Origin of the sequence: Rhizobium sp. RU35A, assembly GCF_900156005.1 — a bacterium.
Classification (GTDB): Bacteria; Pseudomonadota; Alphaproteobacteria; order Rhizobiales; family Rhizobiaceae; genus Neorhizobium; species Neorhizobium straminoryzae.
This window is the reverse complement of record NZ_FTMR01000003.1, coordinates 312,339-336,922: the sequence shown is the minus strand read 5'-3', so window position 1 is coordinate 336,922 and position 24,584 is coordinate 312,339. Positions and strand designations below refer to the sequence as shown.

The window sequence follows — 24,584 nt, the reverse complement described above, 5'->3', positions numbered from 1 at the left end:
CTCGGGCTCACCCCTTGAGCCCGAGCAGCGCGGCGCCGATCAGGCCCGGCTCGATCCGGCATTCGGCCCTGACGATCAGCGGGCGGTTGAACTTCCGCAGGACGCGGGCGCGGACCGCCCGGTCGATCTCGACCAGAAGGGCCGGCACGTTGGAAAGACCGCCACCCACCGGCATGATCGTCGCACCCGTGACATTGGCGACCAGCGCCAGCGGCCCGGCCAGCACACCGACATAGACATCAATGGTGCGTGCGGCGAGAGGATCCTGCTCGGACCACGCCTTGATGATCTCCTCGCTGGTCAGCGTCTCGTCATGCAGATGCTGATGCAGTTTCTCCAGGCCGCGCGCGCTGCAGATGGCATCGATGCAGCCGGCAAGGCCGCAGCCGCACTGGAAGCGCGGCAGACGCGCGGGCGGGTGGCCGGCCTCGGTGGCTGCAACTGGCCCATGGCCCCATTCGCCGGCAAAACCGCCATCGCTGTTGATCAACCGGCCGTCGATCACCAGTCCACCACCGACACCGGTCCCGAGAATCACGCCGAACACAACGCGATGTCCGCGACCGGCGCCGATGCCGGCTTCGGCGAGCACGAAGCAGTCCGCATCATTGGCAATCAAAACCGGCAGGCCGAGCGCCGCTTCCAGATCTGCCTTCAGCGGCCGGCCGTGAATGCAGGGCACGTTGGCAACAACCGCGAGCGCAGTATCGGGATCGATGATGCCGGCAATCGAAAGCGCCACGCAGTCCGGCCGTTCCCCGGCCGTTTCGATCACAGCGCGCATGACTGCGACGAAGGCTTCGAAATCATGCAGCGGGGTCGGCTGCCTCGGGACGGGACGAATATCCTCTGCGCTGTAGGCGAGCGCCCCCTTGATCGCAGTGCCGCCGATATCGAAGCAGACGATCATGTCCTTGCTCCCTCTTCACCGTCCGCGGCATCATAGACCGGTGCTCCGCCGATCCAGGTGGAACGCAAGGCAAGCGATGGATCCAGCAGCAGGAAATCGGCTGCACATCCGGCAGCCAGCCGACCGCGATCCTGAAGACCCATGGCTTCGGCGGGATAAAGCGAAGCCATGTTCAGCGACTCAGCAAGCGAGAGGCCGAGACGCCCATGGGCAAAGCGGACGCAGGAGAGCATGTCGATATCCGCGCCGGCCAGCGTTCCGTCGGCCAGCGTCAGTCGCCCGTCACGGCGGTAGACCTGCCGGCCGTTCAACTCGAAACCGGGCTCATCGGTGCCGATGGTCGACATGGCGTCGGTCACCAGGAAGATCCGGCCCGGCCCCTGTTTTGCACGCAGCGCAATGCCCATGCTGATCGGATCGACGTGGAAACCATCGGCGATCAGGCCGCAGGACAGCGCGCCGGACGCAAGTGCGGCCCCGACCACGCCGGGCTCTCGATTGCCAAGCGGGCTCATCGCATTGAAGAGGTGCGTGACCATCGACGCGCCGGCCTCGACATAGGTGGCGACGGTGGTGGCGCCCACATCGGTATGGCCGAGGCTCACGACATAACCGGCGGACCGCAGCGCACGGACCTGATCCGGCGTGACGTTTTCCGGCGCAATGGTGATGAGGGCCTGACCGAAGGTGCCACATGCCGCGCAAAGAACCGCAAGATCCTCCGAGGTCATCGGACGAATGAGGGCCGGATCATGCGTGCCCTTGCGCGCCAGCGACAGGTGAGGCCCCTCCAGATGCAGGCCGAGGAAGCCTGGCAGGTGACGCTCCTGTGCCAGACGTCCGGCCGCAAGCGCCTTGTCGCGCACGTCAGGACGATCGGTGATCAACGTCGGCAGAAGCGCCGTCGTACCAAAGCGGGCATGGGCCGCGAGGATCGTGGCAATGCCTTCAACGCTCGGATCGTTGTTCAGCAGAACACCGCCACCACCATTGACCTGCAGATCAATGAAGCCGGGAACGACCAGCGCGCCGCCGGCATCCTGCCGCGGCAGGTCGGGCAGGGCTCCATCGGCCGCAGAAACCTCGACGATGCTCCCGTCTGATACGACAAGGACCCGGTCATCGTGGAAGCGCGCGCCATCAAAGATAAGCCCGCCGAAAAGAATGAAACCAGTGCTCATCGGGTCTCGGTCACCTTCTGCAGGGCGGCGGGCTTGTCCGGATTGAAGCCGCGGCGGCGCGAAAGTGCCTCCACCATGCCGTAATAGGGAATGATCAGGCACAGCGCGTCAGTCAGGGGATGCCCCGTCGCGATGAAGGGAAGCGCCGTCGGTCCCCGGCCGTTGGCGGAGGTGAGATAGATCGCCGCGTTCTTTGCCACGAGCCTGGAGGCGGTTTCGGCGATCGATGCCTCCGCCTTGTCCCGCGCGGCAAAGGCGATGACGGGAAAGGCATCGGCAACCAGCGAAACCGGCCCGTGCAGCACTTCCGCCGACGAATAGGCTTCGGCATGCAGTTCGCAGGTCTCCTTGCATTTCAGGGCGGCTTCGGAGGCGATCGCCAGGGATGGACCACGCCCAAGCATATAGAGAGAATCGGCCGCCGTGAGGCCCTCGACCAGCATGCTCCAATCAAGTGCGAGCGCATCTTCGAAACGGCGGGGAAGATCGGCGACGGCAGCACACAAGGCATTATCCTGCTTCCATTCACCAATGATCGCCAGACCGGCGACGATGGAATTGACGAAGGATTTTGTCGCGGCGACGGCGATCTCCGGTCCGGCCTTGATGTCGAGTGCGATGGATGCCGCCCTGGCGAGCGGCGAGGGAACGGTGTTGACGAGCGCCACGCTGAGAGCCCCACCCTTGCCGGCACTTTCTGCCAGGGACACGATATCGGGGCTCGCTCCGGATTGCGAGACGGCGAGCGCCGCGGCGCGCTCCAGTTTCAGCGGCACGCCATAGATGGAACTGAGCGACGGCCCGATGGAGGCTACAGGTATGCCGAGTTCCAGTTCGATCGCATATTTCAGAAAATGCGCCGCATGGTCGGACGAGCCACGCGCGATCGTCACCACCACGGCCGGATCGCGTGCCCTCAACGCAGCCGCAGCCTCCCGGATCGCATCTGCAGACGAAGACAACAGCGAAGCGGCGACGGCGGGGATCTGGTCGATCTCCTGACGCATGATGGACGACATGGAAAAAGCCTTTCGGAAAAGAAAAAATCAGGAGCCGATGGTCAGTTCGGCCACGAGGTCATAGGCATCGCTGCGATAAAGTGCAGTGGACACTTCCATCACGCGGCCCGTATCGAGATAGGCGATGCGCTGCACCGAAAGCGCTGCGGAGCCGAGCGGCACACCAAGCAGTTCCGTTTCCTCGTCCTTCAGCAGCACCGCGCAGATGCGCTGGTTGGCGCGCATCGGCCGGATACTGCGCTGGGAGAGCGCCTGGTAGAGCGAGTTCTCGATCCCATCGGGATCGGGCAGGATGTCATCCGGCAGGCTGGTGCGCTCCAACGCGATCGGCATATCATTGGCGGTGCGCAGACGCGTCAGCCGCGCGACGCGCGCATTGCCGGCAAGCCCGAGCGTCATCGTCTCCTCTGGCGTCGGATGAAACAGGCCGCGATCCAGCCAGCGCGATCCCGGCACCATGCCGCGGCGGCGCATATCCTCGGAGAAGGAGGTGAGCCGGTTCAGCGTCTGCTGCATGCGTGGAACAGGCTTGACAACAAACGTGCCGGACCCGCGCCGGCGCACCAGCAGTCCCTGATCCACAAGATCATCAATCGCCTTGCGAACCGTGACACGGGAAATTGCGGCCGCATCGGCAATGTCGCGCTCAGCCGGCAGGGCGTCTCCATGCTTCAGCCGTCCCGAGACGACGGCATGCTCGATCATGTTCTTGAGCTTCAGGTAGAGAGGGCCGCCCCGCGCATTTTGCAGGTCGGCCAGAGGAAGGGCATCATCCATGGCCATGCGGGCGATCCTTTCGGAAAGACGTCGAGAACCGCTGCTGCTCCATCCCTTTCGCCTTCCTCTCAAAGCGCCCTGCCGGGCCTTGTTCCGTTCTTGGTTGAAGCGCGACAATACCAATGAAGTGCCAAATCCGCAAATGGTTTCATTTTCATGAAACCCGAGGGCACCGGACAAGCAAATTTACCTGTCAAAACCGCCATTTAGCTGCAAAACTCAAGCGTTACTCGGAAAATTGGATGAGTCCGGTAGACGATTGGCATTTTTTTGGTATTATTTCAGCCCAGAGGCCACGGCATGGCTTCCGCTCTCGCAAAGACCCGTCTCCCACAAACCGGCTGGATGGGTCCGAAACGTCGACATGCGCCCGGCCATGAAAATGAATTTCATGAATTTCGGATTTTGTCGATTTTCGGTTGACGAAAGCGGACCCATGCCACAGTCTAAGAAAAATAATTACGAAAACAGGGAACATGCTGTCATGAAGGTCGCCATCATCGGACTCGGATTCCGTCTCGGCTATCTCGGCGTTGTCTTCAAGGATATCGATCCGGATTTCGAGATTGTCGGCTATGTCGATCCGGCGCCGGCCGGAATGGCTCGACTGACCGAAGCCGGCATTTCCGCAGGCAAGGCCTATGACACGCCGGAAGAGCTGATCGCGTCGGAAAAGTTCGACCTGCTGATGATCGGCTCCCCCAACCACCTGCATCTCGAACATATCCGCATCGGCCTCGAGGCGGGCCTCAAGGTCTTCACCGAAAAGCCGATCGTCATCTCGATCGAGGAAAGCCACGCGCTGGCCAGCCTGCTCAACACGCACGGTCATGACCGCCTGCTGGTCGGCCTCGTTCTGCGCTATTCGCCGCTTTACCGGGACCTGCGTGAGGCTCAGGCCCGCGGCCTCCTCGGAGATGTCGTGTCGATCGAGGCCTCGGAGCATATCGCGCCCTATCACGGCGCCTTCTTCATGCGCGACTGGCGCCGCTACGCCTCCTATACCGGCGGCTTCATGCTGGAAAAATGCTGCCACGACCTCGATCTCTACAATGGCGTGGTGGGACAGCGTCCGCGTTTCGTCGCAAGCTTTGGCGGCCGCAAGAGTTTCGTGCCGGAAAATGCGCCGGAACAGGCGGGTGTCAACGATCTCGAAGTCTACCACCGCAAACCGAGCGGCTGGCTGGGTGCCGACAAGGTGTTCGACAGCGATGGCGATATCATCGACTACCAGACCGCCATCGTGGAATACGAGGGCGGCGCATCGATGACCTTCCACACCAACCTCAACGTTCCCGACGAATTCCGCCGCTTCTGCGTGATCGGCGCCAAGGGCATGGCGGAAGGCGATTTCGTGCGCGGCTATCTCGACGTGCATGATGCCCATACCCGCGAAAAGCGGATCGGCAACCGCTATCAGGCGCCCTCGACCAAATCCCAGCATTACGGCGCCGACGAACAGATGGCCGCTGATGTGCTGGCCCACATGCAGACGGGCGCCGCACTGCCGGTTTCGGCCCTCGATGCCATCGAGGCCGGCATTCTGGCGCTTGCGATGGACGAGGCCCGACAGAGCCGCAAGGTGGTGGATCTCGCGCCGGTCTGGGCGCATTTTGATGCCTGCCTGCATGGTGGTGCCGCCGCACCGCATGCCAAGTCCGCCTGATCAAGAGGGCCGCTCCCATGCATGCCAGACGCAGCGCCGTCATCTTTGCCTGGATCCTGCTGACGCCGGCGCTTCTCTATGTCTGCGCCATCGTGGCCTATCCGCTGGTGGAAACCTTCATTCTGTCGTTCACCGACGCATCGCTGCGCAAGACGACCAACTGGGTCGGCTGGGACAATTACAACAAGATCTTCAACGCCACCTTTGCCGAAGTCATCACCCGCACCTTCGTGTGGACCTTCTTCTCCGTCTCGATCAAGATGATGATCGGCACCTTCGGTGCCGCCATGCTGAACTCCGCCGTCCCGGGCCGGGCCCTGTTCCGGGTGCTGACCATGCCGCCATGGATCGTGCCGATGGCCATCGGCATCTTCATGTGGGGCTGGATGTACAATGGCCAGTTCGGCATGATTTCCGGCCTTCTCCAGCGCTTCGGTCTCACCGACAGTCCGATTGCCTTCTTGGCCTATGGCGAGACTGCTTTCTGGGCAACGGTCATCACTGACGTATGGATCGGCGTGCCGATGGTGACGCTCTACATGCTGGCCGCCATGCAGGCGATCCCGCAGGATCTCTACGAAGCCGCCTGGACGGACGGGGCAGGGCGCTTCTACCGCTTCCGCCGCATCACGCTGCCGCTGCTGGTGCCGGCTATGATCACCATGTCGATGCTGTCGCTGATCTCCACCTTCAATTCCTTCGACATCATCTGGATCCTGACGCAGGGTGGGCCAAACGGCGAGACGACCACCATGATCATCGACACCTACCGCACCGCGATCGGGTCGAAAAAGTATGGAGAGGGTGCAGCGCGCGCCGTGCTGATCTGCATTTTCCTGTCGATCTTCTGCCTCTGCTATTTCCGCGTCACCAGCCGCCTCGCCACGGGAGACAAGCAATGAAAGAGCCCGCGCAGCTGATTCACCGCTACAAGTGGTATGAAATCCTCGGCATCTATTGCGGCATCTTCGTCTTCCTCAGCTTCGTGCTGGCACCCTTCGTGGAAGGGTTCCTGGTATCGCTGAAGCCGCTCAGCCAGCTGTTCTCCTCGCCCTACCGCTTCATCCCGGAAAACGGCTCCTTTGCCGCCTACCGCACCATGTGGGACAGCGTGCCGGGCTTTGGCCGCTACATCTTCAACTCCTTCTTCATCTCCGGCATCGTCACGACGGTGGTGCTGATCATGGTAGTGCCGGCGGCCTATGCCTTCGCCCGCTTCGAATTCAAAGGCCGCGGCCCGCTGCTCGGTGCCTTCCTGGCTGTCAACATGTTTTCAGGCGCCGTGCTGCTGATCCCGCTGTTCCGGCTGATGCGCACGCTCGGCGTGCTGAACACCTATTTCGCGATGATCGTGCCGGGCGTCGCCTTCCTCATTCCCTCCGCGATCTGGCTGCTGCGCACCTATATCATGCGCATTCCGAAGGAACTGGACGAGGCAGCCTATGTGGATGGCGCCAGCCACTTCTACACGCTGCGCCGGGTGATCCTGCCGATTGCCATGCCGGGCATCACGGTGGTCGCCATCACCACTTTCATCGGGTCCTATGCGCAGCAGTTCATCTTCGCGCTGACCTTCAATGCGAAGACGGAATACATGCCTTTGCCGGTCGGGCTGTTTGCCTATTTCGGCCGCCAGGAGGTGATCTGGAACGAACTCATGGCCGCGAGCTTCGTCGGCATCGCGCCCGCCATGATCGTGATCTTCTTCCTGCAACGCTATCTCGTCAGCGGGCTCACCGCTGGTGCGGTGAAACAATAAGACAACCACAGAGAATGGGAGCATGAACGTGACAATGACCATCAGAACTGGGATTTTGGCCGTAGCACTCGCCAGCAGCACCATGCTGGGCGCGTTCTCCGCACAGGCCGCCGACAAGCAGATCTCCTGGATCTATTGCGGCGACAAGATCGATCCGATCCACGAAAAATACATCAAGGAATGGGAAGGCAAGAACCCGGGCTGGAAGGTCGCGCCGGAAGTCGTCGGCTGGGCCCAGTGCCAGGACAAGGCCACCACGCTCGCTGCCGCCGGCACGCCGGTCGCCATGGCCTATGTCGGTTCACGCACGCTGAAGGAATTTGCCCAGAACGACCTCATCGTTCCGGTGCCGATGACGGATGCCGAAAAGAAAACCTACTATCCGAACATCGTCGACACCGTCACCTTCAACGGCACCCAATGGGGCGTTCCGATCGCCTTCTCCACCAAGGCTCTCTACTGGAACAAGGATCTCTTCAAGCAGGCCGGCCTCGACCCGGAAACCCCGCCGAAGACCTGGGCTGAGGAAATCGCCTTCGCCAAGCAGGTCAAGGAAAAGACCGGCGTCGCCGGCTACGGCCTGCCCGCCAAGACCTTCGACAACACCATGCACCAGTTCATGCACTGGGTGTACACCAACAACGGCAAGATCATCGACGGCGACAAGGTCGTCGCCAACAGCCCGGAAGTGCTGGCCGCCCTGAAGGCCTACAAGGACATCACGCCCTATTCCGTCGAAGGCGCCACCGCCTACGAACAGAACGAAATCCGCGCAATCTTCCTCGATGGCAAGGTGGCGATGATCCAGGCCGGCTCGGGTGCCGCCTCTCGTCTGAAGAAGACCAGCATCAACTGGGGCATTGCACCGCTGCCGCTCGGCCCCTCGGCCAAGGGGCAGGGCACGCTCCTCATCACCGACAGCCTTGCCGTGTTCAAGGGCTCCGGCGTCGAGGACAAGGCGATCGAATTCGCCAAGTTCATAACCTCGCCCGGTCCGCAGGGTGAATACGAACTGCAGGGCGACGCCGGCCTCACCCCGCTGCGTCCCTCGCCGCAGGTGGATGCCTTCGTCGCCAAGGATCCCTACTGGAAGCCGCTGATCGACGGCATCACCTATGGTGGTCCGGAGCCGCTCTTCACCGACTACAAGGGCTTCCAGAACGTGATCATCGCCATGGTCCAGTCCGTCGTGACCGGCCAGGCCGAGCCGGAAGCCGCGCTGAAGAAGGCGGCTGCCGATCTGGAACAGTACAAGTAAGCCAGACGATCGTCGGGGATCGCGTGGCAGACATGCGATCCCCTCCCTCATTTCGTGATGCGCCGCGCGGCCGCTCGTTCCGGCGAACGGAGACTTTGACCTTGGGACAGCTTTTTCTGAACAACGTGCAGAAGTTCTACGGGGACTTCGAGGTGCTGAAAAGCATCCGCCTGGAGGTGAAGGACGGCGAGTTCGTCGTTTTCGTCGGCCCGTCCGGCTGCGGGAAGTCGACGCTGCTGCGCATGATCGCCGGCCTTGATTCCGTCAGCACCGGCGACATCGTCATCGATGGCGCGCGCGTCAACGACAAGCCGCCGGTCGAGCGCGGCATTGCCATGGTCTTCCAGTCCTATGCGCTCTATCCGCACATGACGGTGTTCGAGAACATCGCCTTTCCGCTGCGCGTCGAGCGCCTTTCCGAAGACAAGATCCGCGAAAAGGTGGAGGGCGTGGCGCGTATCCTGCAGCTTGACAAGCGGCTGCAGCAGAAGCCCGGCATGCTCTCCGGCGGTCAGCGCCAGCGTGTCGCGATCGGCCGAGCCATCGTGCGCGAGCCGAAAATCTTCCTGTTCGACGAACCGCTGTCGAACCTCGACGCGGCGTTGCGGTCCGACATGCGCATCGAACTGTCCAAGCTGCACCAGGACCTCAAGGCCACGATGATCTACGTCACCCACGACCAGGTGGAGGCCATGACCATGGCCGACCGCATCGTCGTGCTGAATGCCGGCAGCATCGCCCAGGTCGGCGCGCCGCTGGAACTCTATCACAAGCCGCAGAACCTGTTCGTCGCCGGCTTCATCGGCAACCCGAAAATGAACTTCGTGCCCGTCACCTGTGAAGCCGCCGGACCGGAGGGCGTCACCGTGCTCTGCCAGGGCCAGCGGGTGCTGATCCCGGTCGCGCCGCGCGACAACCTCGTCGGCAAGACGCTGACGCTCGGCATTCGCCCGGAACACACGCATCTCGGCCATGGCGACCTGTTGATCGACGTCATTCCCTCGGTGATCGAGCGCCTCGGCGTCAACACGGTCGCCTATGCTAGCCTTCCCGGCGGCGAGCCCTATTGCGCACTGCTGCCGGGTTCTGCTCCCGTCCGCGTCAACGAAACGATGAAGACCGGCATCCGCGCTGCCGATTGCCATCTGTTCGACGCCGAAGGCATAGCGCTTGAGCGGCACATCGACTGGCAGAAACTGGAACTGCCGGAGGTGACGGCGGCGGAGTGAGGCAAAGCAGATTTCATCACTGACGCAGTCAACGCGCAACAAGGATCTTTGCAAGGAGGCGCATGGTGCATCTCGCTGCACCATGCGCCTCCATTTCATGTATTCTACTTTGCGGGCTGCGCAGAAGGGCGGGCGACGGCATCTCGCAAGGTCGTCACCAGCGTATCAAGTGCCGTGAACATCGGCTCGACGGCATAGCCTGCCAGAAATGCGATGACGAAGCCACTGACTGCGGACCCTGTGGCGCCTGCGATCTGCGGCATGATGAGACCAAGGGTCATTCCGAGGTTCATGCGCAGATAATATCCGGCCTCTTCCCGCAACACGAATGTCTGCGAAGCAAGACGCGTCAAAATACTCCGGAGTATGTAGGCGCATGCACCCAACAGGCCGACGATGATGTTGACCATATGTTCGACATGCGTCTTGTATGGACCTAGCTTATCATCAAAGACATCGCGCAGTGCGAAAGACACAATAACGAGAATCAGGGAGCAGAGCGTAAACCACATCAGCTTCCTGATAAGACGGTTTACGCGTTTGTAGATAATCCCTTCTCGCGAGGCTTCATCGATCACGGTCCTCCCGCGTGACTGCCCTTCCATGAGATCGGCAATCTCGAGCGAGAGCGGCGTCGCCGGGTAAATGCGCGGCGTGATTTTGTCGATTGCCTGCAACAGAGACACCTCGACGTCGCTAGCCTGTGCCGAGGTCGGAGGCCCCATGCCTCGTGCCTTGGCAAGAGCGGCGGATGCCTCATCAACGATGTCTTTGGGGACTTCGACGGTTTTGGTGATCGATGAATACCTCAGCATTCGCTCAAGGTCAGCAACGAGCTTGTCTATCAATGAAAATTCCGGACCTGCAACCAGATTGACGTCAACCATCTGCATGCCGCCCCCACGAACATAGATGCCTCTATCAATGGGAGGAATTACATACTCCTTCCCTCCAACGGTCAACATGAACAATCAAAAAGGTAGGATAAAATAGCTATCGCCGTGTATTGGCAAATTCGCACTTTCTATTTCAAGATCAGCCCAACAAAATTGAACATCGCCCAAAATCATTTTCAAGCTTTGCCCTTTTCCCCTTTGGCTTTTCTCAACTCAAATCAAACGCCGCCACCCGCTCGCCGCGTTCGTCAAACAGTCGTTCCAGGGCCGACAGATCGGGAGGTGAGGGCGGGTTCGCAAGAGCGCGGGCTGCGGCATTTCCCGAAGGCAGCGCAAAGGCGGCGGTCACCAGCACGCTGCGACCGGGCGGGATTGCTCCACGCAACTGCGGCAGGTTCGTCTTTGCGACGATGAGATTGGTATTGGCGATCGGCACATGCGCGCGCCCGAGGCGGTGCCGCTCGCCGAGATCGAGGATGGCGCTGACATCCTCCTGCCCGAACCAGACGGCGCGGCCGCTCTCCCCCTCGCTCCGATCAAGGCCGAAATCGGCGCGCGGAATGGCAAAGCCGCCCTCAATGGTCAGCAGTTCGCGAGGCGTGTCGATCCGGTGGATGCGCAGATGCCAGGGGTTCTGCGGCAGAAGCCAGGTTTCCACCGCCACATCCGGCCACGGCTTCCAGCGCGAATAGAGCATGTCATCGGCGATCAGCGCCTCTTCCAGCGTTTCCCGCATGCGGAAATGCACGCCGTCATCCGACAGGCCCAGCATGCCGTCGAAGCTTGCGGCATCGAAATGGCGGTCATTGGCCTCGATGTTGAAGCCGTACCGCGTGGAATAGACAAACTTGGCGTATTTCTCGTTGGACCCGCGCATCTTGTCGTGCTCCTGACCGGAAGACAGGACCACCACATTGCCGGGCGTGTGGATTGCCACCATTCCGGGTTTTGCAAGCGGCACAGGCTGCGGAAACGCCGGTGCGGCGCGCTCCTGCGCCTGCCAGAAGGGATGCTCTTCCGGCAGTGCCAGAGCGAGGAAGACCTTCAGCGCCCAATAGGGAGAGCCGGCGGAATTGTAGCTCTCGCTCATCAGCAGGTTCGGATAGCCATACCCGATCGACAGAACGCCATCGCGGTCGGCAATCGGCAGGTGCGACCAGTAGCGCAGATGGCGCAGGTAATAGCCCTTGATCTCACCCCAAGGCAGGGCCTCCAGATCGGCGAAGGCGAGTGCGGCCCAGAAGCCGCCGGCGGCAAAGCGATAGGTCTGGCTGCGGCCGAAGGGAAGGGCAGCGCCATCCGGTCCGTACCAGTGGCGGATATCCGGCGCGAACCGTTCGGCGCGTGCGCGAATGCGGGCGCAGCGCTCGGCATCATCCTTGGCGAGCACCGCATAGATCAGGCCGTAAAAATGCATCGCGAAGGGGATATAGTGGTCGACGCGCTTCACAGGTCCGTCACGATACCAGCCTTCACCAATATCGAAGGCTTCCAGTTCATCGAGATAGGCAACGGTCTTCTTGCGGTCAAAGGCAATGCCGACGCGCTGCAATCCGAGATCGACCAGCACGCGGAAGAATTTCCAGTTGTTGTCGACGTAGTCGCGCTCGCGGGCCGCCAGAAGATAGGCTGCGACGCCCTGCTTCTCCTGCGCCGTCAGCGGTTCCCAGAGATGCTGCGGCACCATGGCGAGCGCAAAGCCGATGGCCGCCAGTTCCACAAGGCGCTGGTTTCTATCGGCAACGTCGCCCCAATAGTCCGGATGCGCCGGATTGGTGCCGTTCGCCAGCCCTTTGCGATAGAGCGGCCAGTGTGGAAACGTGCCGCCACCGGCGGCAAAGGGGACGATGCCCCAGAGCGGCCGTGCGAAGCCTTCGAGATCGGCGGCAGCATGGTCGAAGATCGCCCCGGTCGCTGACAGTCTGACCCGAGCACCGCCCTCGGAAAAATAGGGCAAAAGCGGCTGAAAGAGATCCAGCAGCGCCTTCTGCACATCGCTGCGGGTCAGAAGTGGATTGCCATGAAGTGGATTGGCGCGGACGGGATCGGACATGCGGACACTCGGAAAAGAAGCAGGAGGAAGCCGGCCGCACGGCGTGCGGCCGGCACGCGTGTCGATCAGCGAATGGCCTTCACGCCATCCGTCATGTCCTTCAGACCCTGCTCGACGGGCACGTTGTCGGTCATGATCGCATCGTGGACGCGGTTCAGCACGACTTCGATCTTGGCCGCGTTCGGATTGACGGCCATTTCGAGATAGGACTTGCCCGGCTCAAGCGCGGTCTTGCTGGCGGCGTCCTGCGGGAAGCCCGGCAGACTGGTGATCTTGGCGGTCACGTCATCGGTACGGATGGCGGGCAGCGTGCCGGTATCGGCGACGATCTTCGCGCCCTCCGGACCGCTTGCAAAGCGGATGAAATCGAGCGCTGCCTGCTTGTGCGCGGAATTGGCATTGACGGCCAGACCGGTGACCTGCGCCGCCGTCGTGCCGGCAGCCACGCCCTCCGGATGCGGATATTTCACGATGCCCCAATTGGCGCTCTTGGATTCCCCGCTCTTCACCTTGGCGATCTGCGTGCCGATGAACCAGGTGCCCATGGGCATCATGCCGATGGTGCCGTTGAAGAATAGCGCGGAGTAATGCGTGTTCGAGGTCTTCAGCGAGGCATAGGAGGGAACCGCGCCGCTCTTTTGCAGCGCAAGCGCCCGCTCATACCACGGCTTCAGGAAATCGTAGGTGCCATCGACCAGCGTATGCTTGCCATCCTGAATGCCGGGCAGCTGCACGGTCGAGCGCCAGGTGTGGAAAAGCCCGCCATAGACCTTGTTGGCGCCAAAGCCGCTCTTCAGCTTTTCCGCCGTCGCGTCGAACTGCTTCCAGGTCATGTCGTTCGTGGGGTAGGGCACTCCCGCCTTGTCGAAAATGTCCTTGTTATAATAGAGGATCCAGAAATCCGAGCGGAACGGCAGCGAATAGACCTTGTTGTCGATGGTCAGCGCCTCGATCAGCCCGCCGAAAGGCGCCGTCTCGATCTTGGCCTCCTTCATGTAGCCGGTAAGATCGACGATGTTGCCGGCCTTCACCAGCGTGGCATAGCCCGGAACATCCTTGACGGTCACCACGTCGATGTCCGTCGATCCGCCGGTCAGCTGGGTCGTGATCATCTGCGTGTAGTCCTGCGAGCCGAGATCGACATGCTCGAAGGTCACGTTCGGATGCTTTGCCTTGTAGGCGTCGATCAGCGGCTTGTAATAGGCGACCTTATCCCAGTCCCACAGCGCCCATTTCAGCGTCACCGGCTCTGCCGATTGCGCAAGCGCCATACCGGCAAGCATGCCTGACAGTCCGACCCCCATCGTCGCTGCCAGCAGCGAACGTCCAATCCCCTTGATATCCATGTCTGCTCTCCTTCCCTTGAGCGTGTTTTTCGGCGGCCTTGACGCGCCGCCGCAAACGATCTGGTCCTTAAAAATCCTCCCCGGTCGCGGCGAGACCCGACGCCAGCGCCCCATGCGCGCCAAACGCGATGGCGAACATTCCGAATGAAAAATTGATCGCCGCCGGCATGAACACCGAGACGGGATAGAACGCGACATGTGCCAGCCAGAGGATGGCGACAATCGCCAGCGCAGCCAGCACCGGCAGCGGACGCAGCAGGGCCGCCAGCGCGGCCTTTCGCACGCAAGACGCCAGCCGGATAGGCCCGGCGACGCTGAACATCATGAAATACGTGCTCGCAACGGCGAAAAAGGTCGTCGCCACCAGGCTCACCGTCAGCGGCACCGCATAGACCAGCGCGGACCGTGCTTCCGCGCCATAGGTCACGATGGCATAGATCCCGAGCACCAATCCCGCTCCGCTCACCAATGCCCAAAGTGTTGCGCGCAAGACGCCATCGCGCAGCGCCTCCAGGAAGTCCCGCAGCAGGTAGACGTTTTGATCCTGTACCATCCGGTGGCAGATGCGGGCCGTGGCAAAGGTCGCGGCAGGCAGGGTCACGAGCGGCAGGCAGGCCAGCAGGAACAGCAGGTTCAGCTTGACCAGTTCCCACCATTCGCGTGCCAGAATGTCGAGGGCCAGCGCAAGACCGGTCTTTTTCGGCGCATCCTTCGGGATGCCCTTTCCCTCTCGCGTCCAGATTGCCTCCAGCCACTGCATCCCTGCCTCCTCCAGCCCGCTAGTAGAGGATCGAGCGTTCGGTCCTCGGATCGAACAGCTGCGCGTTGGTCATATCGGCCGTCAGCGTCACCGCATCGCCGATCCTGGGGCGGAAACGCGGTGAGACGCGGCCAATTACCGAGCGAAGCCCGGCGACCAGGTTGAGATGAATTTCGGAGCCCATGGGTTCGGCGAGTTCCACCACCGCCTGGAAGGGTGCCGTGTTCTCCGGATCGATGTCCCCCGGCACCAGTTCGTGAAAGTTTTCGGGCCGGATGCCGAGCACCACCTCGCCGCCCGCATAGGGCGCCAGCCGGCTTTCATCAAAGCCGCGCGGCAGCGGCAGCACCTGTCCATCGACGCTGACCGTGAAGCGGCCGCCCTGCTGCTGCAGCGTGGCCGGCATCAGGTTCATCTGGGGCGCGCCGATGAAGCCGGCAACGAACATGTTGACCGGCCGGTCATAGAGGTTTTGCGGCGTATCCACCTGCTGGATGTGCCCATCCTTCATCACCACGATACGGTCGGCCATGGTCATCGCCTCCACCTGGTCGTGGGTCACGTAGATGAAGGTGGCATCGAGCCGCTTGTGCAGCTTGGTGATTTCGGCGCGCATGGTGCCGCGCAGCTTGGCATCCAGATTGGAAAGCGGCTCGTCGAGCAGGAAGACGGCGGGGTTGCGCACCATGGCGCGGCCAAGCGCGACGCGCTGGCGCTGGCCACCTGACAGCGCCTTCGGCTTGCGGTTCAGAAGATGCGTGATGTCGAGAATTTTGGCTGCTTCCTGCACGTGCCGGTCGATGACGTCGCGCGGCGCCTTGCGCAGCTCCAGCCCGAAGGCCATGTTCTTGTAGACCGTCATATGCGGATAAAGCGCATAGTTCTGGAACACCATGGCGATGTCGCGATCCTTGGACGGCACGTCGTTCATCAGGTCGTGGCCGATGATCAGCTCGCCCCCGGAAATCTCTTCCAGGCCGGCGATCATGCGCAGCGTCGTGGATTTGCCGCAGCCCGACGGCCCGACCAGAATGATGAATTCCTTGTCGGCGATCTCCAGATCGATGTCGTGCACCACGGTCAGCGCACCGAAGGTCTTGTTGAGCTTTCTCAGCGAAATGCCGGCCATGCAATCCTCACGCCATCACCAGTAGGAAGACCAGCGGCGCGACAGGCGCGTCAAAGCTTCCATGTAATAATAATCCCCCCAGGACACGCACTCATCGACGCCTTCGCCGCGGCAGGTGTTGTGCGGGGTCTTCTTGGAATAGGTGCCGTGCAGCACGAGCCCGTTGGAGAGGCCTGGATCCTTGACGGCGTAATGCTCCGTCAGGCTCGTCATCATCCGGCGGGCGAGATCGCGAAAGCGCGCCGCATCGTCCGCCTCGACCAGGTCCGCCATCTCCAGAAGCCCGCAGGCGACGATGGAGGCAGACGAGCTGTCCCGCGGCTCCTCGGAACCCTCGGTGAAAATCAGGTCCCAATAGGGTACGAGATCGGCAGGCAGCCGATTGAGATAGAAGGCCAGAAGGCGTTCGAAGGCCTCGCGATAAGCGGGCAGGCGCTCGTAGCGATAGGAGAGCGCCATGCCGGCAATCCCCCAGGCCTGGCCGCGCGCCCAGAAACTGTCGTCGCTATAACCCTGCTTGGTGGCGCCGCGCACCGGCGCCCCGGTTTCCGGGTCCATGTAGAAGGTGTGATAGGTGGAATCGTCCGTCCGCACGGAATGGGCAAGCGTCGTGCGGGCATGCGTCAGCGCGATCTCGCGATAGCGTTCGTCGCCCGTCTCGCGGGTGGCCCAATAAAGCAGCGGCAGGTTCAGCAGGCAGTCGATGATGTAACGGTATTCATTGGGATTGCCCTTGCGGCCCCAGGCCTGGATGAAACCGCCGACCGGCTGGTAGCGTTCGATCAACTGGTCGGCGGCAAGCAGCGCCGCCTTGCGGCCGTCCTCGTCGCCCACCAGTTTCCAAGCGGCAATGCAGGAGGGCGAATAGAGAAAGCCCATGTCGTGATGGTCGGTCTCGATCCGGTTCTCGATCCGATGCAGGAAACTCTGCACCTGGATCTGCGCAGCGTAGCGGAACACCTTGTCGCCGGAATGCTCGTAGGCGAGCCAGATCTCGCCGGGCCAGAAGCCGGCCGTCCATTGATCGTTGGCGACCGCGGGATAGACATTCCCGAGGCTCGAATGGTTCTGCGCCGCATAAGTGAAGGCCGGCAGGTTGCGTCGTACCTGGGCGACCGCGAGATCCAGCGCAACACGCACTTCATCGTCCGTGATCGGCTTCGGTTGCAGCGGGGCAGGAGCATTCATGATAGTCAACCTTTCAGGCCCGACGAGGCGACGCCTTCGACGAAGAAACGTTGCAGCGCCAGGAACACGACGAGGACGGGAATGAGAGCGACGACGGAGGCCGCCATGATCAGCCCGTATTCGGCGGAATATTGCGAGATGAACATGCGAAGGCCGATCTGTATGGTCTTCAGCTCCGTCTTCGTCAGGTAGATCATCGGCCCCAGGAAATCGTTCCAGGTGGTGACGAAGGTGAAGATGGTAAGCGTCGAGAGCGCCGGCTTGGACAGCGGCAACATGATCTTCGCCCAGATCTGGTATTCGCTCATGCCGTCGATGCGGGCCGCCTCGCAAAGCTCGGTCGGGATCGACATGTAGAATTGCCGCATCAGGAACACGCCGAAGGCGGTGAAGGCCTGCAGGCAGATCAGCGCCAGATGCGTATTGTTCAATCCGAACTCCCGCATCAGCAGGAACTGCGGCACCATGTAGACCTGCCAGGGCATGGCAATCGTCGCGATGTAACCGAGAAACAGCGTGTTCTTGTAGGGAAAGTGAAGCTTTGCAAAGGCATAGGCCGCAAAGCTCGAGGTCAGAAGCTGCAGCAGCGTGACAATGATCGTGAGTTTCGACGTGTTGTAGATGAACAGCGCCAGCGGGATCTTGGTCCAGATGTCCACATAGTTCTGCCAGCGGGGATGGGACGGGATCCATTCGATCGGGAAAGCGAAGACATCGCGATCGAGCTTCAGCGAGGCCGACAACATCCAGGCAAACGGCAGCAGCATGACGATGGTGACGACGATCACCGTGAGATAGACGGCAATCGTGGCGGGCCTGATCTTCACTCCGGCAATTTTCATCGGCTCAATCCTCCCTCTGGCGACGGAACTGGACGACGGTCACGACCAGCACGAGAAGGAAAAGAACAAGCGCGATCATGCTGGAATAGCCGAGATCCCAGGAAATGAAGGCCTCGTTGTAGATGTGATAGACCAGCACGAGCGTGGACGTGCCAGGGCCGCCCTGGGTGATCATATAGACCTGATCGAAGACCTTGAAGGACTGGATCGTCAGCATCACGGTGACGAAGAACGTCGTCGGCGCCAGTTGCGGCAGCGTCACATGCACGAATTTCTGCCAGGCATTGGCGCCGTCGAGGCCCGCCGCCTCGTAAAGCTCGGAATTGATGCCCTGCAGGCCGGCGAGATAGATCACCATGTAGTAACCCATGCTCTTCCACGCGCCGAACAGGATGACGGTGACCATCGCCCAGTGCCGGTCCGCCGCCCAGCCGGGAAGCTCCTCCGGTGGGACGCCGATCGTATAGAGCAGCATGTTGACCGGGCCCATTTCGGGGTTGAACACCATGTTCCAGACCACAGCGACCGCGACCAGCGAGGCGACATAGGGAAAGAACATCGCCGTGCGGAAAAAATCTCGGCCGAAAATCTTCTGGTTGAGCAGGATGGCAAGACCCAGCGCCGAGGCCAGCGTCAAAGGAACCGAAACGACCGTGTAGACGATCGTGTTCCAGAAGGCATCGACGAACGCACGATCCTCGAACAGCCGCCAGAAATTGTCGAGCCCGGCAAAAGTGATGGGATTCGAACCATCCCAGTGCATGAAGGCAAGCGCGAAGGCGAACAGGATGGGGCCCAAGGTGAAGATAGCGAAACCCAGAAAGTTCGGCGCGATGAAGGAGTAGGCGATCAACGCATTCTCGATCCGCCGCCGGCGTCGCGACACCACACGGACCTTCCGGCGCGGCGCGGTTTCCGCTTGCCTGTCAGACATGGCTGGACTTATCGTTGCCACCAGCATCCTCCTCGCACGGCGCGGCTTCACACCGACCGACCGGCACGCCTTGATACGTGCCAATTCCTCTTCGCCCACGCCATCCGGTGGTCGATCTCCACGACACTGCTTTAGCATGAAATCGAGAGTGGTCAAACAAATTTAGATATGATCATACCAATTTGCTGGATGAGGCAAAATAGGTATGATAGGCGATAGTCGCGACCGGATGACATCGGTCAGCGACGCTGGCAGGGGGAGCGTGTCCGTGTTTGCAGAGCGAAGGACTTTTCTGGCCGAACCGTTGCAGGACGTCGCGGCATCGCCGCTGGGTCCATGGAAAGACGATGCCTGGTCTCGGCTGCCCGAAGACACGCGCCGGACACTGATCACGAAGGGTGAGGATGCGCTGCAGCAGCCCTGGCCCCAGCTCCTGGCGACAGACTACCGCGCCTATGTGGACAAAGGCGACCGCGCCCGCTTTGAAGCACTTTATTTCGACAGGCGCCTGAAGCTCAACCATCTCGTATTGGCGGAATGCGCAGAAGGGGAGGGACGCTTTGTCGATGCCATCATCGATGGTCTCTGGCTGATTGCGGAGGAAAGCGGCTGGCAGCTGCCGGCCCATAATGCCTATGCGCGTGGCGGGCAGCGGCTGCCTCTGCCCGATCCGGATAACCCCGTCATCGATCTGTTCGCGGCGGAAACAGCCGCCAATCTGGCAACCGTGATCTGGTTGCTGCGCGCGCCGATTGATGCCATCGATCCGCGCCTGTGCCTGCGGCTGGAGCGTGAGATCGACCGGCGGATTTTCCACCCCTATCTCGCCCGCCATTTCTGGTGGATGGGACAGGGAGACGAGCGGATGAACAACTGGACCGCCTGGATTACCCAGAATGTGCTGCTCGCCGCCTTCCTTCTTCCGACAGACCAGAGCCTGCGCCGGCAGGTGGCCGAAAAGGCACTCGGCAGTCTCGACGCGTTCATCAAGGATTATGCCGAGGACGGCGCCTGCGAAGAGGGGGTCGCCTATTATCGGCACGCGGCGCTCTGCCTGTTCGGCGCGATGACCGTGCTGGATGCTGCCTCGCCCGGCCTGATGCAACCGCTTTGGACGGCCCCCAAGATCCACGCCATGGCCGAATTCATCCTGCACATGCATTTGGCCGGTCATTCCTACTTCAACTTCGCCGATGCCGCCGCCGTGGTGGAGCCATGCGGTGCGCGCGAATTCCTGTTCGGCAAGGCCGTCGGCTCCCCGGCTCTGCAAGCTTTCGCCGTGGCCGACTGGCGTGGCGCGGAAGACGCCCTGCAATCGCGGGAATGGAACCTCTGGTATCGGCTGCTCGCCATTGCCAGCGCCGCCGAGATGGCCGCCTGGACGCGGAAAGCACCAGCCAAGACGGATATCTTCTATCCCGGCATCGGCCTTGCCATTGCCCGGGACGATCATGTCGCGCTTGCGGTCAAGGGTGGCACCAATGGCGAGAGCCACAATCACAACGATGTCGGCAGCGTCACGCTCTATCTCGACGGTCAGCCGCTGCTGATCGATGTGGGGGTGGAAACCTACACGGCCAAGACCTTCTCGCCGCGCCGCTACGAGATCTGGACCATGCAGTCCGCCTTTCACAACCTGCCGAGCTTCGGCGGCGTGATGCAGCAGGATGGCGAGGCCTTCAGTGCGCGAGACATGACCGTTCGCTTCGATGCGGAAGACGCCGAGATCTCGCTCGATCTCGCCGGGGCCTACCCGCCGGAGGCGGAGGTGACGCATTATCGGCGCACGGTTCACCTGATCCGCAACAGGGGCCTCGCAATCACCGATCGGCACGAGGGCAAAAAGCCCGCCGTGCTGTCGCTGATGACGGTCGTGCCGCCCGCCGTTGACGGGAACATCGTGCATCTTGAACCGCTTGCAGAGATTCGCGTAGACGGTGCCGGCGCCATCACGGTCGAATCTCTCGACATTACCGATCCCCGTTTGCGCCAGAGCTGGCCGGAGCGGCTTTACCGGCTGCTGGTGCCGCTCAACGGCCCAACCCTGACACTCACCATCATCCGGAAAGGAACATATCCATGCAACTGAACCTTCGGGTGCGAAGCGCAAGCGGCGAAATCAAGGCCGAAGCCCAGGGCGAGGACGAGGCCATTCTCGTCCATCATGCGGCCTATGAGGAAGGCGACGGCCTCGAACTGACGGCATCCGGGCCCGGCCATGTCTGGTGTTCCTTCGATGCCGCGCTGACGCCGGCGCTGCTTTACCTGCGCGAACCGCACTTCCGGTTGCCGATCCCGTTCGGTGAAAAGCGCATGCCCTATGCGCCGCAGGCCTTTGTCGGCACCTTGCATCGGCTGATCGTGCGCCGGGCAGACGCCGGCGAGATCGCCGGGCGTCGCAACCTTGCCCTCAATCCGCTCGACCAGCACGCAAACCACACGCTGTTTCCCCGTGCCGAAGCAACAGTCGAAACGCGCGGCGAGGCACAGTTTGCCGCCCGCAACGCGATCGACGGCGAGAAGGCAAGCTTCGATCACGGCTCCTGGCCGTTTACCAGCTGGGGTATCAACAAGGATCCGGAAGCCGCCATCACCGTGCATTTCGGCCGGCCGGTGTCGATCGACGAGGTCGTTCTCTATCTGCGGGCCGATTTTCCGCATGATGCCTGGTGGAACGCCGCAACGGTCAGCTTTTCCGACGGCAGCAGCGAATCGGTAACGCTGGAAAAGACGGGCAGGGGTCAGCGCTTCGCGATTGCACCGCGACGGGTCGAGTGGATGAAGCTCCATTCGATGATCAAGGCGGATGACCCCTCGCCCTATCCGGCGCTCACCCAGATCGAGGCCTGGGGTGTGGAGGCCGACGACTAAGCATCACGACGCCGGGGTGAAGCTGCGCATGTCGCGCAGCAGATCCCGGTAACGGGCCTGGCTGCCGCGCAGATGCGCCTGCATCGCCTCGCGGGCTGCGGCGTCATCGCGATCGGATATGGCGAGCACGATCGCCTCGTGCTCCTTGTGGATCAGGCGGCGATAGGCCGTCTGCTCGGCCGCCTGATCTTCCGCGACGACCTTCGACTGTGGAATGGCAGAAGGACCGTACTGCTCCAGAAATCCGGTAAACAGCGGATTGTTCGTGGCAGCGGCGATTGCCAGATGCAGAGCAAGATCGGCTTCGCGGATCGACTGATTGCTGTCGATGCAGGCGAGAAGCCGCGCGTGGCAGGCAAAGATTGCCTCCTCCTGCGCCGGAGAGCGCCGCTGCGCTGCAAGTGCAGCCGCCTCTATTTCGAGCGGAGTGCGCACCTCGAGAACCTCGAGATCGGAGGAAATCCTGGCGCGATCCAGACCCGGCACAGCCGGCTTGGCGCCGGCAGGCGGAGCCAGCACGAAAATACCGGCGCCCTGCCGCACATCAACCAAGCCGTCGCAGCGCAGTCCCGTGATCGCTTCCCGGATCACCGTGCGGCTGACGCCGTGTGTTTCGGTCAGCTCGATCTCGCTCGGCAACCGGTCACCCGGTCCGTACCGGCCATCGAGTATGGCCTGACGCAGGCTGTCGCTCACCTTTGAAACAAGCGAACCCGTGCGGATGCCGCGCTGCTTTGTCTGAACTGCCAAGGTCCCACGCACCGTTTCATCTTGAGGGCCGGATCGGATGCGCTAAAGGTATGATGAATTCTGAATTTTTTCAATCATTATCGACAGATCGGAAAATACATATGATGATTATATGTCGGCATGATCTGCGGCCCCTATCGCTCGCATGGCGTCAGGCCCCCTCGGCATCGACATAGACCGCGTAGAGCGACCGCGTCGCCGTGATGAAAAGCCGGTTGCGGCGCGGGCCGCCGAATGTCAGGTTCGCCACGGTCTGCGGCACCAGGATCTTGCCGAGCAGCGTCCCGTCCGGTGCAAAACAATGCACGCCATCGCCGGCGCTCGTCCAGACATTGCCCCTGGTATCCAGCCGGAAGCCATCGGGCAACCCTGCATCCAGCCGGCAGAAGATGCGGCCGTTCGCCAGTTTTGCGCCATCCACCACGTCGAACACGCGGATGATCGGCTCGGCCGAGGGATCGTGGCTGATCGCGGAATCGGCGACGTAGAGTTTCGTCTCGTCGGGGGAGAAGGCGAGGCCATTCGGCTGGCCGAAATCATCGATAACGGATGTCAGCGTTCCCGTCGCAGGATCAAGGCGGAACACGTTGCGGGACGCCTGCTCTGGCTCGGCCTGAAACCCCTCATAGTTCGAGCGGATTCCATAGGTGGGGTCGGTGAACCACACCGTTCCATCAGACTTCACAACCACGTCGTTCGGCGAGTTCAGGCGCCGCCCTTCGAAGCGGTCGGCCAGCACGGTGATGCGCCCGTCCACCTCCGTGCGGGTCACCCGGCGTCCGCCATGTTCGCAGGAGACAAGCCGACCCTCGCGATCACGCGTGTTGCCGTTGACGAAATTGGACGGTTCGCGGAACACCGATACGCCCTGGCCCGGCACATAGCGCAGCATGCGCTGATTCGGAATGTCGCTGAAGATCAGGAGGTTATGGTCGGAAAACCATACAGGTCCCTCGGCCCAGCGGCAGCCGGAATAAAGTTCCTCCAGGGCAGCGCTCGGAATGATCATCTGCTGGAAGCGGGGATCGTGGATCTGGAAGACGGAACTGCTCATGACGATGCCTTTCAGCGCGCAGCGGCGGGGCGGCTTGCCGCAACGATAACGGCGATGATGATGAGACCGGTCAGGATGAGGCGAATGCCCGCACCGAACCCGTAGGTATTCAGCATCGAGACCACCAGGAACATGAAGAGGGAGGCACCCCAGATGCCGGGCACGTTCGAGTTGCCACCGGCCACGGCAGAACCACCGATGACCACCACGGCAATCGACATCAGCAGATATTCCGCGCCCATGTTGAGCGCCGCGCCTCCTGAGAAGCTTGCCAGCAGATAGCCGCAGAAGGCCGCGAGTACCGCGCAGAGCACATAGGTCACGCAGCGCGTGCCATCGACCGGAATGCCGGCCATGCGCGCTGCCGCGAGCTTCTGGCCGATGGCGGAAATCCAGCGGCCGTAGATCGAGCGGTCGAGCAGCCACCAGATGACAACGGACACGATGAGACCGACCACCGCGATGTTGGGAATGCCGAAGGTCGTGCCGGTGGTGAAGGCCGCCAGCGTTTCCGGCGGCTTGATGCGCAGGCCGCGGTTCGACCAGATGGCGAGCGACTGTACGAGAAAGCTCATCGACAGGGTGGCGATGATCGGCGGGATGCGCAGCAGCTTGATCAGTCCGTAATTGGCAAGCCCGATGCACAGGCCGATGCCGATGGCGATGGCAAGCCCGGGGAGGATCAGCGCATCCTGCGTATCCATGAACTTCAGCGCCAGCGTGCCGGAGAGCGTAATGGTGGCCGGCACCGAGAGATCGACATTCCCCGGCCCCAACGTGATGACCAGCATCTGCCCGAGACCGACCAGCACCGAGAAGGCCGCGAAGGTCAGCGTTGCCTGCGACAGGCCGAAGGTTGAGGCGCCACCGGTGAAAAGAATGGTCACGATAAAGGTGGCAAGCGCCGCAAGCCAGGACCAGAGCCAGGGTTTCGACAGGATGGGTTTCAGCGCGTTCATGAT

22 protein-coding genes are annotated in these 24,584 nt (G+C 61.8%); 7 read left to right on the top strand and 15 right to left on the bottom strand.

All coding sequences use genetic code 11. The features are described 5' to 3' along the window. Positions 1-7: 7 nt before the first annotated feature. The 4 genes from F3H95_RS10060 to F3H95_RS10045 are packed head-to-tail and all read right to left on the bottom strand — an operon-like array spanning position 8 to position 3,887. A complete protein-coding gene (locus F3H95_RS10060) occupies positions 8-910 on the bottom strand; it encodes an ROK family protein (protein ID WP_149745842.1) in 903 nt (300 codons plus the stop codon). Further along, positions 907-2,091, bottom strand: a complete 1,185-nt coding sequence (gene nagA, locus F3H95_RS10055; protein WP_143127893.1) for an N-acetylglucosamine-6-phosphate deacetylase — start codon at positions 2,089-2,091, stop codon at positions 907-909. Before nagA ends, F3H95_RS10060 begins: the two co-directional genes overlap by 4 nt. Then, entirely contained in the window at positions 2,088-3,110 is a 1,023-nt protein-coding gene (locus F3H95_RS10050; protein WP_149745841.1) for an SIS domain-containing protein, read from the bottom strand. Before F3H95_RS10050 ends, nagA begins: the two co-directional genes overlap by 4 nt. Before the next feature lie 27 nt (positions 3,111-3,137). After that, positions 3,138-3,887, bottom strand: a complete 750-nt coding sequence (locus tag F3H95_RS10045; RefSeq protein ID WP_143127908.1) for a GntR family transcriptional regulator — start codon at positions 3,885-3,887, stop codon at positions 3,138-3,140. A 484-nt stretch (positions 3,888-4,371) separates the two neighbouring features. Between F3H95_RS10045 and F3H95_RS10040 the strand changes: the two genes are divergently transcribed. From F3H95_RS10040 to ugpC, 5 genes are all read left to right on the top strand, one after another. Next, entirely contained in the window at positions 4,372-5,553 is a 1,182-nt protein-coding gene (locus tag F3H95_RS10040) for a Gfo/Idh/MocA family oxidoreductase (protein ID WP_143127891.1), read from the top strand. Positions 5,554-5,570: 17 nt separating this feature from the next. After that, positions 5,571-6,455 carry a sugar ABC transporter permease gene (locus F3H95_RS10035; protein WP_143127890.1) on the top strand — a complete coding sequence of 295 codons (885 nt, stop codon included), beginning with the start codon at positions 5,571-5,573 and terminating at the stop codon, positions 6,453-6,455. Next, on the top strand, positions 6,452-7,312 hold the full coding sequence (locus F3H95_RS10030; RefSeq protein WP_143127889.1) for a carbohydrate ABC transporter permease: 861 nt from the start codon (positions 6,452-6,454) through the stop codon (positions 7,310-7,312). The genes F3H95_RS10035 and F3H95_RS10030 overlap by 4 nt, the downstream gene beginning before the upstream one ends. Before the next feature lie 82 nt (positions 7,313-7,394). Beyond that, complete coding sequence (locus tag F3H95_RS10025) at positions 7,395-8,570, top strand: extracellular solute-binding protein (protein WP_244617970.1); 1,176 nt, start codon at positions 7,395-7,397, stop codon at positions 8,568-8,570. 101 nt (positions 8,571-8,671) lie between these two features. After that, positions 8,672-9,799 (top strand): sn-glycerol-3-phosphate ABC transporter ATP-binding protein UgpC, encoded by a 1,128-nt coding sequence (ugpC, locus tag F3H95_RS10020; protein ID WP_149745840.1) that lies wholly within the window; start codon positions 8,672-8,674, stop codon positions 9,797-9,799. A gap of 104 nt (positions 9,800-9,903) precedes the next feature. On the opposite strand, the gene F3H95_RS10015 is transcribed toward ugpC, so the two are convergent. The 8 genes from F3H95_RS10015 to F3H95_RS09980 form a co-directional block, all read right to left on the bottom strand. Then, complete coding sequence (locus F3H95_RS10015; RefSeq protein ID WP_149745839.1) at positions 9,904-10,692, bottom strand: hypothetical protein; 789 nt, start codon at positions 10,690-10,692, stop codon at positions 9,904-9,906. A 211-nt stretch (positions 10,693-10,903) separates the two neighbouring features. Further along, on the bottom strand, positions 10,904-12,748 hold the full coding sequence (locus F3H95_RS10010) for a DUF2264 domain-containing protein (protein WP_149745838.1): 1,845 nt from the start codon (positions 12,746-12,748) through the stop codon (positions 10,904-10,906). 65 nt (positions 12,749-12,813) lie between these two features. After that, complete coding sequence (locus F3H95_RS10005; protein WP_149745837.1) at positions 12,814-14,094, bottom strand: sugar ABC transporter substrate-binding protein; 1,281 nt, start codon at positions 14,092-14,094, stop codon at positions 12,814-12,816. A gap of 67 nt (positions 14,095-14,161) precedes the next feature. Beyond that, positions 14,162-14,854 carry a DUF624 domain-containing protein gene (locus F3H95_RS10000; RefSeq protein ID WP_149745836.1) on the bottom strand — a complete coding sequence of 231 codons (693 nt, stop codon included), beginning with the start codon at positions 14,852-14,854 and terminating at the stop codon, positions 14,162-14,164. Positions 14,855-14,873: 19 nt separating this feature from the next. Continuing rightward, positions 14,874-15,983: an ABC transporter ATP-binding protein gene (locus F3H95_RS09995; RefSeq protein ID WP_149745835.1), complete on the bottom strand. Its 1,110-nt coding sequence runs from the start codon at positions 15,981-15,983 to the stop codon at positions 14,874-14,876. Between the two features lie 15 nt (positions 15,984-15,998). Next, the gene (locus F3H95_RS09990; RefSeq protein WP_149745834.1) at positions 15,999-17,171 is read right to left on the bottom strand and encodes a glycoside hydrolase family 88 protein; all 1,173 of its coding nucleotides are present in this window, start codon (positions 17,169-17,171) and stop codon (positions 15,999-16,001) included. Between the two features lie 5 nt (positions 17,172-17,176). After that, entirely contained in the window at positions 17,177-18,013 is an 837-nt protein-coding gene (locus F3H95_RS09985; RefSeq protein ID WP_149745833.1) for a carbohydrate ABC transporter permease, read from the bottom strand. 4 nt (positions 18,014-18,017) lie between these two features. After that, complete coding sequence (locus F3H95_RS09980; protein ID WP_149745949.1) at positions 18,018-18,974, bottom strand: sugar ABC transporter permease; 957 nt, start codon at positions 18,972-18,974, stop codon at positions 18,018-18,020. A 301-nt stretch (positions 18,975-19,275) separates the two neighbouring features. Between F3H95_RS09980 and F3H95_RS09975 the strand changes: the two genes are divergently transcribed. Together F3H95_RS09975 and F3H95_RS09970 are read left to right on the top strand one after the other, a co-directional pair. Further along, a complete protein-coding gene (locus F3H95_RS09975) occupies positions 19,276-21,036 on the top strand; it encodes a heparinase II/III family protein (protein ID WP_244617969.1) in 1,761 nt (586 codons plus the stop codon). After that, positions 21,027-21,818, top strand: coding sequence for a discoidin domain-containing protein (locus tag F3H95_RS09970; protein WP_149745832.1), 792 nt, complete (start codon positions 21,027-21,029; stop codon positions 21,816-21,818). Before F3H95_RS09975 ends, F3H95_RS09970 begins: the two co-directional genes overlap by 10 nt. A 3-nt stretch (positions 21,819-21,821) precedes the next feature. Here F3H95_RS09970 and F3H95_RS09965 read toward each other — a convergent pair whose 3' ends face one another. From F3H95_RS09965 to F3H95_RS09955, 3 genes are all read right to left on the bottom strand, one after another. Then, positions 21,822-22,568, bottom strand: coding sequence for an FCD domain-containing protein (locus F3H95_RS09965; protein ID WP_244617958.1), 747 nt, complete (start codon positions 22,566-22,568; stop codon positions 21,822-21,824). 151 nt (positions 22,569-22,719) lie between these two features. Next, on the bottom strand, positions 22,720-23,622 hold the full coding sequence (locus F3H95_RS09960) for an SMP-30/gluconolactonase/LRE family protein (protein ID WP_149745830.1): 903 nt from the start codon (positions 23,620-23,622) through the stop codon (positions 22,720-22,722). Positions 23,623-23,633: 11 nt separating this feature from the next. Beyond that, positions 23,634-24,581 (bottom strand): ABC transporter permease, encoded by a 948-nt coding sequence (locus F3H95_RS09955; RefSeq protein WP_149745829.1) that lies wholly within the window; start codon positions 24,579-24,581, stop codon positions 23,634-23,636. Positions 24,582-24,584 lie beyond the last annotated feature (3 nt).